The sequence below is a fragment of the Flavobacterium sp. IB48 genome, from assembly GCF_016405855.1.
Classification (GTDB): domain Bacteria; phylum Bacteroidota; class Bacteroidia; order Flavobacteriales; family Flavobacteriaceae; genus Flavobacterium; species Flavobacterium ginsengisoli.
Window position 1 is genome coordinate 116,995 of sequence record NZ_JAEFCA010000006.1, and the last position, 15,905, is coordinate 132,899.

13 protein-coding genes are annotated in these 15,905 nt (G+C 33.3%); 9 read left to right on the forward strand and 4 right to left on the reverse strand.

Annotated features, from left to right (window positions below):
* Positions 1 to 187: 187 nt before the first annotated feature.
* From JC605_RS18220 to JC605_RS18230, 3 genes are all read right to left on the reverse strand, one after another.
* Positions 188 to 1,147, reverse strand: a complete 960-nt coding sequence (locus tag JC605_RS18220) for a GSCFA domain-containing protein (RefSeq protein ID WP_198857683.1) — start codon at positions 1,145 to 1,147, stop codon at positions 188 to 190.
* Positions 1,148 to 1,241: 94 nt separating this feature from the next.
* A complete protein-coding gene (locus JC605_RS18225) occupies positions 1,242 to 2,048 on the reverse strand; it encodes a membrane lipoprotein lipid attachment site-containing protein (protein ID WP_198857564.1) in 807 nt (268 codons plus the stop codon).
* A gap of 329 nt (positions 2,049 to 2,377) precedes the next feature.
* Positions 2,378 to 3,115, reverse strand: a complete 738-nt coding sequence (locus tag JC605_RS18230) for a hypothetical protein (RefSeq protein ID WP_198857565.1) — start codon at positions 3,113 to 3,115, stop codon at positions 2,378 to 2,380.
* Positions 3,116 to 3,429: 314 nt separating this feature from the next.
* On the opposite strand from JC605_RS18230, the gene JC605_RS18235 reads away from it, so the two are divergent.
* The gene (locus JC605_RS18235) at positions 3,430 to 5,175 is read left to right on the forward strand and encodes an ABC transporter ATP-binding protein (RefSeq protein WP_198857566.1); all 1,746 of its coding nucleotides are present in this window, start codon (positions 3,430 to 3,432) and stop codon (positions 5,173 to 5,175) included.
* Positions 5,176 to 5,487: 312 nt separating this feature from the next.
* Here JC605_RS18235 and alaS read toward each other — a convergent pair whose 3' ends face one another.
* Positions 5,488 to 8,127: an alanine--tRNA ligase gene (alaS, locus tag JC605_RS18240; protein WP_198857567.1), complete on the reverse strand. Its 2,640-nt coding sequence runs from the start codon at positions 8,125 to 8,127 to the stop codon at positions 5,488 to 5,490.
* A gap of 279 nt (positions 8,128 to 8,406) precedes the next feature.
* Here alaS and JC605_RS18245 point away from each other — a divergent pair, with 279 nt between their 5' ends.
* From JC605_RS18245 to JC605_RS18280, 8 genes are all read left to right on the forward strand, one after another.
* The gene (locus tag JC605_RS18245; protein ID WP_198857568.1) at positions 8,407 to 9,384 is read left to right on the forward strand and encodes a M23 family metallopeptidase; all 978 of its coding nucleotides are present in this window, start codon (positions 8,407 to 8,409) and stop codon (positions 9,382 to 9,384) included.
* A gap of 47 nt (positions 9,385 to 9,431) precedes the next feature.
* Positions 9,432 to 9,764, forward strand: coding sequence for a MerR family transcriptional regulator (locus JC605_RS18250; RefSeq protein WP_198857569.1), 333 nt, complete (start codon positions 9,432 to 9,434; stop codon positions 9,762 to 9,764).
* Positions 9,765 to 9,798: 34 nt separating this feature from the next.
* Positions 9,799 to 10,383, forward strand: coding sequence for a LemA family protein (locus JC605_RS18255; RefSeq protein WP_198857570.1), 585 nt, complete (start codon positions 9,799 to 9,801; stop codon positions 10,381 to 10,383).
* A 28-nt stretch (positions 10,384 to 10,411) separates the two neighbouring features.
* Positions 10,412 to 10,849, forward strand: coding sequence for a TPM domain-containing protein (locus JC605_RS18260; RefSeq protein ID WP_198857571.1), 438 nt, complete (start codon positions 10,412 to 10,414; stop codon positions 10,847 to 10,849).
* A 3-nt stretch (positions 10,850 to 10,852) separates the two neighbouring features.
* Complete coding sequence (locus JC605_RS18265) at positions 10,853 to 11,683, forward strand: YgcG family protein (RefSeq protein WP_198857572.1); 831 nt, start codon at positions 10,853 to 10,855, stop codon at positions 11,681 to 11,683.
* A 93-nt stretch (positions 11,684 to 11,776) separates the two neighbouring features.
* Complete coding sequence (locus JC605_RS18270) at positions 11,777 to 12,190, forward strand: Rrf2 family transcriptional regulator (RefSeq protein WP_012023964.1); 414 nt, start codon at positions 11,777 to 11,779, stop codon at positions 12,188 to 12,190.
* 248 nt (positions 12,191 to 12,438) lie between these two features.
* Positions 12,439 to 15,000, forward strand: a complete 2,562-nt coding sequence (locus JC605_RS18275; protein WP_198857573.1) for a TonB-dependent receptor — start codon at positions 12,439 to 12,441, stop codon at positions 14,998 to 15,000.
* Between the two features lie 150 nt (positions 15,001 to 15,150).
* Positions 15,151 to 15,894, forward strand: a complete 744-nt coding sequence (locus tag JC605_RS18280; protein WP_233074161.1) for a DUF2490 domain-containing protein — start codon at positions 15,151 to 15,153, stop codon at positions 15,892 to 15,894.
* Positions 15,895 to 15,905 lie beyond the last annotated feature (11 nt).

Here is a 15,905-nt window from a genome sequence, read left to right on the forward strand (position 1 = left end):
ATTAAAATTGCTTCTGAAAAAAGCAGAGTTAGACATCTTACAAAAATGTAAAATTTAAACCTTAACAATTTACACAATTATGAGGAATTATTCTAAAATTTTACTGCTAAATAAGTTTTTTTCTTGCCATAAAGGCGGTAAGGCGCGAAGTCTTTTTTTTAAATTCTGTGAATTTCTTAAAACAAAATTAAAATTTAATGTGCGGTTGTTTTTTTCCTAAAGCTTCAATTTTCTGTTGCAATTTTGCCAGGAATTTTTGATGCTGTTCTGATTCTGGATTAAAACTTCTGTGACGTAGACTTTTCTGGATTTCGTCTACTTCTTTCATTGTAGAAAAACTGTCTTCTGAAATATTGCTTTCGCTAAAAAGCTTCCAAATATAATCTATCGCTATTTGGTTAGGATGAAGCATGTCTTCGGCATAAAAACGATAATCGCGAAGTTCGTCCATTATGATTTCGTACGATGGAAAATAATTGTCAATTGTGAAGTGTGAAGTGTGATTTTTTAAAAAGCCATGCAATGCTGTAAATAAATGCGATTTGCTTAATTGGTTTTCTACAAAACCGTCTTTGATATGACGAACTGGAGAAATGGTAAATATGAAATTGATATTTGAATTTAAAGATTGAATAGCATCAATTGTATTTTGAATGCTTTTCTGAATTACTTCTGAAGGCAATAATTCTTTTGAGAATTGCCTTTGAGGCACTTTATGGCAATTGGCTACAATTTCATCTTTTTCAAGATTTCTATAAATCCACGAAGTCCCAAAAGTGATGATAATATGCGTAGCTTCTTTAATTTGTTTATGCGTTTCTGTAATTGCTTTATTTAAGGATTCCAGCAACTCTTGACGATCAGAATTACTTAGATCAGAATGCACTTCGTAACTATGCCAACGTTCATTATGAAAGAAAACATCTTTTTCTCCAAACATTTCTTGTTTAGAAATTCTATCGAATAATTTCTCAATTGAAACTGGATTAAAAATTATTCCAAATGGATTGGTTTCATTTTGAAATTTAAAATAATCAAATTTCTCCGCCATATTTTCTGCAAAACAAGATCCAATAGAAAGTACTTTTGAATTATATTCGATAGGATTTTTGCTTTTTGAAATTGGTATTTGAGTTCTAAATTGCATGATTTCTAATTTACACACGAATTTCATCAATTTTAACCAATAAAAAAACCAAATACAAAAGTATTTGGTTTCTATAATTAAAGTATGCTTTTACTTAGTAAAAAAACTCTTTTGATTCGGCAGCTGTTGTTCCGTCATCTTTGTAATTCGTGATTTTTGTCGGAAAATTATTTGCATCATATACAAGTTCGCTTTTGTATACTCTTGCCCCTTCTTCGTTTGAATAAGATGCTGTATACTTAACAACATTGTTCACAGAGCTATAAACAGAACCTTCACCTTCACTATGATCTATTAACAAATTGAATCCTGTAATGTTTTTAAATGGATTGTTTTTATTATCATATTCATATTGAGCTGTAAATACACTACCTGTTTCTGACTCTGTTTGAACACTTTTAACTAGATTTCCGTTCGCAAAAGTTAACACCTCAGAATAAACACTTTTTGTTTCTGCTCCTGTAGTACCATTTACGTTATAACGTTCTCTTTTTACTGTTCCATCTGCGTTATGTGTAAATACGATTCTACTTTTGTATTCACCATTAGGAAATGCTGTCGAAAAGCCTTCTGCATAAGTAGACTCTGTAAGTTTTCCGTTTGTATATTTATAAGTTGTGATGTCACTAATAATATCTGAACCACTTTCAGTATCATAGTTAATTTCTTTTACCACAAGATTACCATCATAAGTATAGTCAGTTCTTCCTGCTTCATCTTTCATGCTTACAATTTTGGTACCATTGTAAGTTGCTACATAAGTAGAATTTTCTGAAGGATATGCTACGCTAGAATATTTAATTGTTTTTGGCAAAATTGCACCTCCATCTTGATTGTCATCACTTGAACAAGATGTTAAAACTAGTGCTAAAGCACCAAATAAGCATAAAATTTTTTTCATTTCGATTTGGTTAAATTGATTATGAGCGCGAACTTACTAAAATTCATAACCAAAACTTTACGGGATTCCACATTCAAAAAAACACAACACAGCAATAAACACATAACCCAATGATAACCAACAACATAAAACTTAAAAATTAACGAGAAAATTTATCAAAAAAGAATGATTATATATTAATCATTCTGCTATTCAAAAAAAAAATATCTAAAGCATCTAGTTTAGATCAGGTTCTTTTTTATAATTGATAAATTGAGTTTTTTCTAAATAAAAAAAGCCAGAAACATTTGCATCTGGCTTTTTCTTATTTTAATTTACTAATTCAAATATTAATAAAAATATTCAGAAGTACCTAAACTATCAGATCCAGCATCTACTTCTTTAACTGGATAACCACTTTCATTATAAGTAAAAGTACTGTTTGTCCATAAATCACCGTCTGATGTATCAGTCAAAATGTTGAATTTAACTCCACTTCCTTCTCCATCAACGAATGCAATTTTATCCATACCTAAAATATTTTTCATCGGGTTGTTCTTATTGTCATAAGTGTATTTATGACTTTCTGAGCTTGATTCACTTATGATCTCACTTACTTCACCATTTACAAATTTAATTGTACTAGTTGACCCTTCACTTGTTTGACTTTCACTATCTCCTGAATACGATTTAACTGTAATCGTTCCATCAGTATTATAAGTATAAACTTCTTTGTGTCCCCAATCCATATTTGGCTCTACTCTAAGAAAAGTTGTCAATTTACCATCAGCATTATAAGAATAAGTATTTACTTGATCTATTGTTCCGTCAGGGTATTTAAACTCTATTTTCGTAATTAAATTCCCTGTATAAGTATAATACATGTTTGAATCACCCGTATCATCTATGGCACTTACTATTTTATTACCATCATATTTATAGTTAATAGTGTATGTATCTCCCTCTGTATTTTTAATAACGGTTTTTTTAAGCAATACGCCATCCGAAGAATCTGAAGAAGAATCATCACTTGAACAAGAGGTTAAAACTAGTGCTAAAGCACCAAATAGACATAAAATTTTTTTCATTTTGATTTGGTTAATTTGTTAATTGGCACAAACGTAATACAACAAAAAATTAAATCCTTACGGGTTTCCACATTTTAAAAAATAACACTTTTTCAAACACTTTTCAATAACCTATTAACAAACAAAATAGCCCAATAATTGCCTTATTAAAAAAAAACTAAAGACCAAAAATGCGTATAAATACTCAGGTTTTTTCTTTTATTTTATATCATTCGAAGGACTTTTAAAAAATTACATTTTTAATAACAAAAACTGACTACACAAACTAAAACAATTCCTTATTTTTGCATCTTCCATTTTTTTAAAATTCTTATATGAAATTATTATATACCTACATTATCAAGCATAAAATGCTTTTGTTTTTTGCTTTGATTATGGCTACTATCAACATTTGTTTCAGTTTATCAGATTCAGTAATTACCGGAAAACTTATGCAGGATTGCGGGGTTGGTTTGGCAAAATACAAAGGAAACGAAATCGGATTTATTAAATCATTGGCTTTCTGGCTAGGTCTTTCGCTTGGTGCTGCAATGATTTCTAGAATCACCAAAAACTTTCAGGATTATTTTACCAACGTTGTCATTCAGCGTACTGGTGCTCAAATGTATACTGACGGAATTAAGAAATCTCTTGATCTTCCGTATGCTGAATTTGAAGATCAGCGAAGCGGAGAAACGTTGAGCAAACTGACAAAAGTTAGAATTGATTCTGAAAAACTTATCACACTTTCTATTTCGCTAATCTTTCAAACTATTATAGGTTTCATTTTCGTTATTGTTTATGTTGCCCGAATAGATTTTAGAATCTCTATTATCTTTTTAATTACAGCTCCAATTATTGCTTTGGTTAGTTTGTATTTGGGTAAAAAGATCAAAATTGTTTCGAGAAAGATTGTGAATCAAACCAATGCTCTTGCAGGTTCTACAACTGAAAGTTTACGAAACATTGAGTTAGTAAAAAGTCTTGGTTTAACGTATCAAGAAGAAAAGCGTCTGAACTTAAACACTTTCAAAATTCTTCAATTAGAATTAGAGAAAATTCGTTTCATCAGAAGTTTGAGCTTTATTCAAGGAACAACCGTTCACTTTTTAAGAACTTGCGTTGTTTTTGCTCTTTATTATTTCTTGTTCGGAGGAAAAATCATTGTTGGTGATTTATTGACAATGGTATTTTTTACTTTTTTCATTTTTGGTCCTTTACAAGAATTAGGAAACTTTATTATTGCTTTGAATGAAACAAAAGTTTCTATGGAAAATTTCAGAAACTTACTGAATGCTCCAAAAGAGTTTCGCCCAAAAAGTCCTAAACATATTGGTGCAATTCAAAAACTACTTTTCCAAAATGTTAGTTTTCAGCACAAAACTGCCAAATTTAAAGCGGTTGAAAATATTAATTTCGAAATCAAACAAGGACAAACCGTTGCTTTTGTTGGTCCGTCTGGATCTGGAAAAACAACTTTAGTAAAATTATTAGTCGGATTATATACTCCTGCTGAAGGCCAAGTTTTGTATAACGACATTGATTCTACAGATGTTGATTTATTAGATTTAAGAAAACAGCTCGGTTTTGTTACTCAAGATGCTCAATTATTCTCAGGAACAATTCGCGAAAACTTATTATTTGTTAAGCCAAACGCAACCGACGAAGATTTATATGATGCCTTAAAACGCGCAAGCTGCGATAAGCTTTTAAGACGTGCCGAAGATGGTTTAAATACTACAATTGGTGAAGGCGGAATCAAAGTTTCGGGTGGAGAAAAACAACGTTTATCTATCGCGAGAGCAATTTTAAGAAATCCGAATTTATTGATTTTTGATGAAGCTACTTCTGCTTTAGATTCTATTACCGAAGAAGAAATCAACGATACAATCAGAAATATCTCAGACAAAAATAGAATCACCGTCTTAATTGCTCATAGATTGTCTACTGTAATGCACGCTGATAAGATATTTGTTTTAGAACAAGGTAAAATTATCGAACAAGGTAAACACGAAGATTTGATTGTAGAAAAAGGATTGTATTACGCTATGTGGCGTCAGCAGATTGGAGAGCGAAAATAGTTTTCTAAGCTTCTGAGGTGCTAAGTTGCTAAGGTTCTAAGTTTTTTTTATCCTTATTTGTCATTTCGACGAAGGAGACCCGAGCGATAGCGAACAGGCGAAGCAAATCTTCGCAAGCAACTCCGCAACGAAAATTCAATCTTTGTCGAGCTTCTCGTGAAGATTTCTCCTTCGTTGAAATGACAGAAAATGAGAGAAAAATCTTTTTTAATCATTTTAATCTGTGGCAAAAAATAAAACCCGATAAGTTTTAAAACTTATCGGGTTTACTTTTTAAAAACTTAGCCTCTTAGAGGCTTAGTATCTTAGAATCTACTTAACAAAATCTACAGCTTTATTAAGTGCTTCAGCAATTCCGTCAACATTTTTACCTCCTGCTGTTGCAAAGAAAGGCTGGCCTCCGCCACCACCTTGAATGTATTTCCCTAATTCGCGAACAACCTGTCCTGCGTTTAAGTTTTTGGCTGCTACAATTTCTTTAGAAATATAGCATGTTAACATTGGTTTTCCTTCGTGCGCTGTAGCCAAAACAATAAATAAATTGTTATACGAACCACCTAACTCGTAAGCTAAATCTTTTGCTCCTTCTGGATTTAAATCTACCTGTTTTGCTAAAAATTGAACTCCGTTGATTTCTTGTAATTCTTTAGCTAAATCAGCTTTCATATTTTTAGCTTTATCTTTCAATAGAGCTTCTAATTGTTTTTTCAATTGAGCATTTTCGTCTTGCAATGCCTGAATCGCTTTTACAGGATCTGGAGCATTTTTAAGCACTTCTTTAATTTCTCCAAAAGAAATTGCTTGAGACTCAAAATACTCTTTTGCAGCTTCACTTGTAATTGCTTCAATTCTTCTAATTCCTGCTGCAACAGCTCCTTCAGAAATAATTTTAAAGTGCCAGATGTCAGATGTGTTAGCAACGTGCGTTCCTCCACATAATTCAACAGAATCTCCGAATTTAATTGTACGAACTAAATCCCCATACTTCTCACCAAATAATGCAATTGCACCATCTTCAAGGGCTTGATCTTTTGGAATCGCTCTTTTTTCGATTAATGGCAAACTCTCACGAATCCTTGCATTTACAAAGTTTTCAACTTCTAATAATTCTTCATCTGTAACTTTAGCAAAATGAGAAAAGTCAAAACGTAATGAAGCATTTCTTACCATCGAACCTTTTTGCTCTATATGAGTTCCTAAAATCTTACGCAAACCTTGGTGCAACAAGTGTGTAGCCGAGTGATTTGAAGAAGTTTTAGCTCTTTGAATTGCATCAACAACAGCATTAAAAGTTCCTGTAAGGTTCTCTGGCAATGATTTCGCCAAATGTACCGTTTGGTTGTTTTCTTTTTTAGTGTCAATGATATAAATAATATCTCCGTTTTGCGCTTCTAAATATCCTTTATCTCCAGTTTGTCCTCCGCTTTCTCCGTAAAATGGAGTTGCATTAAAAACCAATTGGAAAATTTCTCCATCTTTTGCGCTCTCAACTCTACGATATTTTGTAATCTTAACTTGCTGCGCTAATCTATCATAACCAACAAATTCCTGAACATCATCTTCAATAATTACATGCCAATCTCCAGCTGTTACTTTAGAAGCTGCACGAGATCTTTCTTTCTGTAATTGCAATTGCTCTTTAAATCCTTCCTCGTCCAATTTCAATCCTTTTTCTGAAAGAATCAAAGCCGTTAAATCGATTGGAAAACCATATGTATCATACAATTCGAAAGCTTTTTTACCATCGATTGTATCACCAGTATTATTTAAAATTACAGCATCTAAAAGAATCAATCCTTGATCTAATGTTTTTAGGAAAGAGTTTTCTTCTTCACGAATTACATTCGAACAAAGTGCTTTTTGCGTTCTGATTTCTGGGAAAGAATCTCCCATTTGCTCGCTTAAAGTCTCAACCAATTTATAAATAAATGGCTCTTTAGTACCTAAGAAAGTAAATCCGTAACGAATAGCACGACGTAAAATTCTACGAATAACATATCCTGCCCCCGTGTTAGATGGCAACTGACCGTCAGCAATAGCAAAAGCTACCGCGCGAACGTGATCTGCTACTACGCGAATAGCAATATTCATTTTATTTTGTTCTTCACTAATGCCTATTACATCATTAGTTGTATATTTTGCACCTGTAATCGTTTCGATTTCTCTAATCAAAGGCATAAAAACATCAGTATCATAGTTTGATGTTTTTCCTTGTAAAGCCATACACAAACGCTCAAATCCCATTCCGGTATCTACGTGTTGTGCTGGAAGTTTTTCTAGAGAACCATCTGCTTTACGGTTGAATTCCATGAATACGTTATTCCAGATTTCAACAACCTGAGCGTTATCTCCATTAACTTCTCCTTTTCCTGGTTTTAGCGCTTTTTCTTCTTCAGAACGTAAATCAACATGAATTTCAGAACAAGGTCCACAAGGCCCCTGATCTCCCATTTCCCAGAAATTATCTTTTTTATTTCCTAAAACAATTCGATCTTCATCAATTAAAGTTTTCCAGATATCCCAAGCTTCTTGGTCAAAAGGAACATTATCTTCCTTACTTCCTTCAAAAACAGAAACGTAAAGATTTTCTTTTGGAATCTTATAAACCTCAGTCAATAATTCCCAAGCCCAGTTGATCGCTTCTTTTTTGAAGTAATCACCAAAAGACCAGTTTCCTAACATTTCAAACATTGTGTGGTGGTAAGTATCGATACCAACCTCCTCAAGGTCATTATGTTTTCCTGAAACACGAAGACATTTTTGTGTATCGGCTATTCTTGGACTTTTTGGAGTTCCGTTCCCTAAGAAAAATTCTTTAAACTGGGCCATTCCCGAGTTATTGAACATTAAGGTTGGGTCGTCTTTAAGAACAATAGGAGCTGATGGAACAATAGTATGTCCTTTACTCTCAAAAAAATCTAAAAATTGTTTACGTACGTCTTGTGATTTCATATTTTAATTAGAAAATGTGTCTGTTTAATGTGTCAATTTGATAACGTGCTGATTACGTTTTATTTTCAATCAATAATGCGTTAATTTTTAAAAACGAAAAGTAAAAACTTACGTTTTACAACAATAAAATTGCTAATTTGCGCATTATATAATTTAAGTAATTCTCCCCAAATTATCAAATTATTTTGTTCTTGTAAAAAAGCCCAAACAACTGAAACATTTTGTCAAATTGTTCGTCTAAGTTATTTTACAAGCTGCAAAAATAGCGTATTTTAAAATATGGCGAAAGTAAAATATTATTACGACTCAGAAAATCTGGCTTATACGAAAATAAAAACCAGAAAAAGAATAAAAATTGGTTACGCATTACTATTTTTATTGGCATCAGCACTATTTGGATTTTTAGTTTTTGTACTTCTAATTAATACTCCTTATTTCGAAACCCCAAAAGATCGTTTACAAGCCCGAGAAATCGAAAATTTAAAACTGCAATATGCTATTTTGAATAAAAAATTGGATGAAATTGATGAAGCCGCAGATGCATTAGAAGAACGTGACAATAATATTTACCGCGTCTATTTTAATAAAGCTGAAATTCCAGATTCTATAAGAAAAGCTGGTTTTAAAAATTCTGACCGATATAAAATTCTTGAAGGATATAATAATTCGCAATTGGTTTTAAATACCACCAAAAGAATTGATAAACTTTCAAAGCAATTAGCAATTCAGTCCAAATCTCTAGATGAAATTTTAAAATTAGCTGGAGCTAAAGAAAATTTATTATTGGCAATTCCTGCCATTCAGCCAGTACGAAATGAAAATTTAAAACGTGTCGCGTCAGGTTTTGGATACCGTATTGATCCTTTCACGAAAGTCAGAAAAATGCATAACGGAATGGATTTCACTGCCAATACAGGCGCTCCAATATACGCAACAGGAGACGGAGTCGTTGACAGAGCTGACAATACTGCTTCTGGATACGGAAATCATATTGTGATCAGGCATGGTTTTGGATATGAAAGTTTGTATGCGCATTTAAGCAAATACAACTGTCATCCTGGACAGCGAGTAAAACGTGGCGATATTATTGGTTACGTTGGAAGCACAGGAAGATCTGAAGGCCCGCATTGTCATTATGAAGTACATAAAGACGGAAAAGTAGTTAATCCGTTGAATTTTTATTACGGAAATATTTCAGCTGTAGAATATGTGGCAATTTCACAAATGGCAAACCAAGAAAACCAATCATTAGATTAATAGTACAAAAAATACTATTTTTGATGTAAAATAGAAAAAAACAAACCATGCATATTGAACTTTCTAAAGACAAAAGATATTACAGTATTGGCGAAGTAGCCAAAGCTTTTAATGTCAATGCTTCTTTGATACGATTTTGGGACAGCGAATTTGACATTCTAAAACCTAAAAAAAATGCCAAAGGAAACAGAATGTTCACACCAGAAGATATTACCAACCTTCAATTGATTTATCACTTAGTAAAAGAAAGAGGATTTACTTTAGAAGGTGCCAAAACACACTTAAAAGAAGGTCAGAAGAAGACGTTAGATAAATTCGAAATAATACGTAAATTAGAATTGATAAAAACGCAACTAAACGACATCAAAAACGAATTGTAATTAAAAATTGAAATAAACTTAAATCAAAACAAATATGAAAAAGTGGTTGATCCCTGTTGGAATTATTGTAGCTTTTATTGCTATTATCGCATTTTGGTCGATTGGAATTAAAAATACTGCTTTACAAAAAAGTCAAGCTGTTAACAAAGAGTGGGGAAATGTTCAAACCGCTTACCAAAGACGTAATGATCTTATCGGAAATTTAGTAAATACTGTTAAAGGTGCTGCAGACTTTGAAAAAGGAACTTTAACTGCTGTAATCGAAGCTCGTGCAAAAGCTACATCTGTAACAATTGATCCAAGCAACGTAACTCCAGAACAATTGGCACAATTTAACCAAGCGCAAAGCGGTGTATCTTCTTCTTTATCAAGATTATTAGTTTCTGTTGAGCAATATCCAACATTAAAAGCAAACGAAAACTTCTTAAAATTACAAGACGAATTGGCTAGCACTGAAAATCAGATTTTAACAGCTAGAACTCGTTTCAATGAATCTGTACAAGATTACAACGGTTACGTTTTAAAGATTCCAAACAACTGGTTCTTGAGCGAATACAAAGAGAAACCATACTTTGAAGCTTCTACTGGAGCAGACAAACCTGTTGAAGTAAAATTCTAAAAAAAAATTAAACTCTAAAATCATTTTTATGTCAAAAGTAGAAGATTTTTTAACCAAAGAAGAAGAGCAAGAAATTGTTGAAGCTATTCGTATGGCCGAAAATAATACTTCTGGCGAAATTAGAGTTCATATAGAAAAAACAACTTCTAAAGCTCATTACGATAGAGCTTTAGAAGTTTTTCATCAATTAAGAATGAATGAAACTAAATTGCAGAATGGTGTTCTACTCTATTTTGCAGTTGAAGATAAAAACTTTGTTATCTGTGGAGATAAAGGAATTAACGATGTGGTCGCAAATGATTTTTGGGATTGTACTAAAGATGTTATGACTAATCATTTTAAATCTGGCAATTTTAAACAAGGAATTGTTGATGGCATTTTGAATGCTGGAGAACAGCTTAAAAAATATTTCCCTTCTCAGGAAGACGATACAAACGAATTATCTAACGAAATCTCAAAAGGATAAATAATGAAAAATTCCCAAATTAAAATCTCAAATTCTAATAGAATTTTTCAGATTACTCTTTTGTTTATCACATTATTTATCAGCAATGCTATTTTTGCTCAATTTGATATTCCCAAAAAGCCTGATTTCCAAACTTCTGTTTACGATTATGCAAATGTTTTAAGCGCTTCTGAAAAAACACAATTAGAAGAAAAATTAGTTCGTTACTCCGATTCTACCTCTACTCAAATTGTTGTTATTACTATCGAAAGCCTAAAAGGTGAAGATATTGGCATTCTTACTCCTAAATGGGCTCAAGAATGGGGAATCGGACAAGCTAAAGAAGATAATGGGGTTTTAATTTTATTGGCTAAAGCCGAAAGAAGAATCTGGATTTCTCCTGGTTATGGACTTGAAGACCGACTTACGGCCGGTATTGGTGGAGAAATCACAAGAAATATTATCATTCCAGAATTTAAAAAAGGAAGTTATTACAACGGTCTTGACAAAGGAGCCGATGCGCTTTTTGATGTTTTTAAAGGAAAATACAAAGGCGAACGCAAACAGAACAAAGGACAAGACTTTCCTTTTCTGCCTTTTATTGTAATTGTTGTTATTGTTTTAATTCTGCTTTCTCGAAATAAAAGAGGTGGTGGCGGAAATTCAGGCAACAACGGTGGCGGTGGCCCTAGTTTACTTGATGCTATTATTCTAAGTAATCTTGGAAGAAGCGGAGGTGGATTTGGAGGATTCGGAGGCGGATCATCTGGAGGCGGTTTTGGCGGAGGCGGTGGCTTCGGCGGAGGCTTTGGAGGCGGAGGATTCTCTGGAGGTGGTTCTGGAGGAAGCTGGTAATTTATTCTGGTTCTAATTTTCATTGTTTGAGGTTTCAGGTTTAGGTTTCAATCTTAAAAAATCATACATTTACATTTTACAATTTATTAATAGATGTTATCACATAAAGCAAAATACGCCCTTAAGGCCTTACTTTATTTAGCAGAACAAGACGAAAATCACATTTCTAGAACTGTAGAAATTGCTGATGGAGCGAATATTCCTAAAAAGTTCCTAGAACAGATTTTACTGGATCTAAAACGCGGTCGTTTTGTAAGCAGTAAGCAAGGAAAATTTGGTGGATATTATCTGATAAAATCTAAAAACGACATTACTTTGGCAGAAATTCACCGATTATTTGACGGTGCAATTGCACTTTTGCCATGTGCTTCTTTAAATTTTTACGAACCTTGTTCTGATTGTAAAACCGAGTCTGAATGCAGTCTGCGTCACGGTCTAATGCTTATTAGAGACAAAACTTTGAAGGCCATGGAAGGCATTACAATCGCTTCTCTTGTAAAAAAATAAAAAAATATTTTCTAAAGTCTAGTAAATCGATAGAATTAATTATATATTTGCCAAAAATAATTAACTAATCATTTACAAAATTTTAACTCATGAAAGTACATTCTAGTAAATCAGGTGGACAAAATCTTTTGCAAAAAAACTATAATTATAAATTCACAACTGTGAATACTGGTTCATTTATGATGTGTATGTGTTGGTAAAAAAAATTTAATTTTAAATTCTACTAATCACATATACTTAATATAAAAATGAAAACATCTATAAAAAATATACTTACAATACTTGCAGTTTTAACGTTCTCAATCTCATTCGCACAAAAAATAGACGGGGTTGTAACAACAGATCAAAATATTCCTTTAGAAGCAGCGAACGTGGTTATTAAAGGAACAACTTTTAGTGCAATTACAGACTCTGAAGGAAGATTTTCGATAGAATCACAAGGAAAATTACCGCTTACCCTTTTGGTTCAATACATTGGCTACAACACTGCCGAACTTGAAATCACGGCTATTCCAGCTTCACCTCTATTGGTTACTTTACGTGAAGAAAACAAACTTGTAGAAGTTGTAGTTTCTTCAAGAAGAAGAATAGAAAAAGTACAAGATGTGCCAATTGCTGTTTCGGTAGTTACAGGAAAACAAGCGGAAGCGGCTGGAGCATTTAACGTAAACCGTATTAAAGAATTGGTTCCTTCTGTTCAGTTGTATTCTTCTAACCCAAGAAATACAGGAATCAATATTAGAAGCTTAGGTTCTCCTTTCGGATTAACAAATGACGGTATCGATCCTGGAGTTGGTTTTTATGTTGATGGTGTTTATTATGCACGTCCAGCAGCGACTACTTTAGATTTTATTGACGTAGAACAAATCGAGGTTTTACGTGGTCCACAAGGTTCTTTATTCGGAAAAAATACAACTTCTGGAGCTTTTAACATTACTTCTCGCAAACCAAGTTTTACTACTGGTGCCGATTTTGAACTTAGCTACGGAAATTATGCCTTTTTACAAGCTAAAGCTTCTGTTACAGGAGCATTAGGAAAAAAAGTGGCAGGTCGTTTATCTTTTTCTGGAACACAAAGAGATGGTTTAATCGATAACATTGCTACAGGAAGACCTACAAATACTTTAAACAATCAAGGTTTTAGAGGACAATTATTATGGACTCCTACTGAAAATACAAACGTTACTTTTGCAGGTGACCTTACCACACAGCGTCCTGACGGATATGCGCAGGTTGTTGCTGGTGTTGCCCCTACTAAAAGGGCTGCATACCGTCAGTTTGATGCTATTATCGCCGATTTAAATTATCAATTGCCAAGTTTAAATGCTTTTGATCGTAAAATTGATCATGATACTCCTTGGCGTTCTGGACAAGATTTAGGAGGAGTTTCATTAAATGTCGATACAAAAATTGGAGGTGGAACACTTACTTCTACAACAGCATGGCGCTTCTGGAATTGGGATCCATCAAATGATAGAGATTTTACAGGATTACAGGTTTTAGCTAAATCTCAAAACCCAACAAGACAAACACAAATTACACAAGAGGTTCGTTATGCTGGACAAATAACTTCAAAAATAAGCGGTGTTGGTGGAGTATTCTTTATTGATCAAACTTCTCAAACAGATGGTACAGAAGAATCTGGAAATGCACAATGGAGATTCTCTCAAAGCTCAACTAGCCCACTATGGAAAACACCAGGTCTTTTTGAAGGTTACGGTATCCATACTGATGCAAGAATTAGAGCTTCGAGCGCAGCAGTATTTGGTCAGCTTGATTGGTCAGTTACAGAAAGATTCCACATTTTACCAGGTTTGAGATATAATTTTGATAAAAAAGACGCAAGTTATTCTCGTAAAACTTACGGAGGTCTTCAAACAACAGATCCTGCCTTATTGGCTTTGAAAAAATCAGTTTACTCAGATCAAGCATTTGACTCAGATACAGACAATACAGATTTTTCTGGAAACTTAACGCTTACTTACAAAGCATCAGACAAAATCAATGCTTATGCAACATTTGCTAAAAGTTACAAACCAGTTGGAGTTAACGTAGCTGGGCTTCCAACAAACTCAGCAGGACAGCCAATGACTGAACTTGCTGTAGTTAAACCAGAAAAAGTATATCATTACGAAGTTGGAGTAAAAACATCTCCGTTTAAGAACTCTATTTTAAACTTAACACTATTTAATACTGACATCAAAGATTTCCAAACTAACGTTCAGGCAGCCGAATTAGGTGTAAACCGCGGTTATCTTGCAAATGCTGATAAAGTACGTGTAAGAGGTGCAGAATTGGATGCGAGCTTTGTTATCAATTCACACATAACGATAAATGGTGCTGCTACTTATACAGATGGTAAATATGTGAAATTTACAAATGCACCGCTTCCGTTAGAAGAAACAGGACTTACTGTTGATGGAGTTCAGGTAGCTTATAAAGATGTTTCTGGAACTGATTTACCAGGTGCTTCAAGATGGGCTGGTTCTCTTGGAGGTGAGCTTTCTGATCATGCAAAATTCTTTGGTAATGCTGGAAAAATTTTCTTTGCTGCTGATAGTTACGCTCGTTCTGAATTTTCTTCAAGCCCTTCGGCTTCAAAATATTTAGTAGTTCAAGGTTATGCAATCTTTAATGCTCGTTTAGGTTTCCGTGCTTCGCAAGGTTTATCTATTCAAATTTGGGGAAGAAACCTTTTCAATAAAGATTACTATGAGCAATTATTGCCTGCAAGTGGTAACACTGGACAATATGCTGGAGTTCTTGGTGATCAAAGAACTTACGGAGTTACTTTTAAGTATTCACTGTAAGCGGTTAGGTTAGTTAGTTTTAGTATTAAAAACGAGATGCATTTTAGAATGTGTCTCGTTTTTATTTTCACAAAAAATTACATAAAACAGATTTTAAAATAATTAGGAATGAGATCATTTGTATAAATTCGCAGCCTGAATTTATCGCAATTGAAAGGATCTTTTAAACTATTTTTCACTTTACTCTTTATTAGCCAACTAATTACAGGGCAAAACCAAAGAAATATCGACCAGCAAACTCTAACCTGGATTCGTTATTATAATATTTTTCCCTTGTCCGAAAAGTGGGCGCTTCATTCTGAGTTTGATAATAGAAGTTTTGTAAATCCTGTTCATGAAAGCCTTTTTGTCATTAGATCTCAAGCTAGATATCGGGCCAATAAAATGATTGAAGTTGGAGCTGGATTTGCTTTTTTCAATGTAAATACCCAAAATCCGTATGTTGATCCTGATTATTCTGTTCCTGAATATAGAGGGCAACAAGATGTAACTCTGATTAATGATCTTGCTAAAATCACTTTTCACAACCGTTTTCAGTTAGAAGAACGCTTCATTCAAAAAGCAGACAAAAACGGACTCTTGGACGAATTTTCATATGCTTTCCGATTTAGATATCGTTTACAATCCATGTTTACCCTTTGGGAAAAAGAAGGCAGAAGCATAAAAGGAACTATTTCAGACGAAGTTCTTTTTAATTTCGGAAAAGACAATCGCAAAAATACATTCGATCAAAACCGTTTTTATGTTGCTTTGCGTTATCACTTCAATCCAAATCTTGGTGTAGAATTGGGTTATTTAAAGAACTTTCAAAGACGCGCAAGTGGTGTAGATTTCTATGATCGTGATATTTTCAGACTTACGGTTTATCATCGAATTAATCGAAAAAAGTTATGAGTTATGAGTTA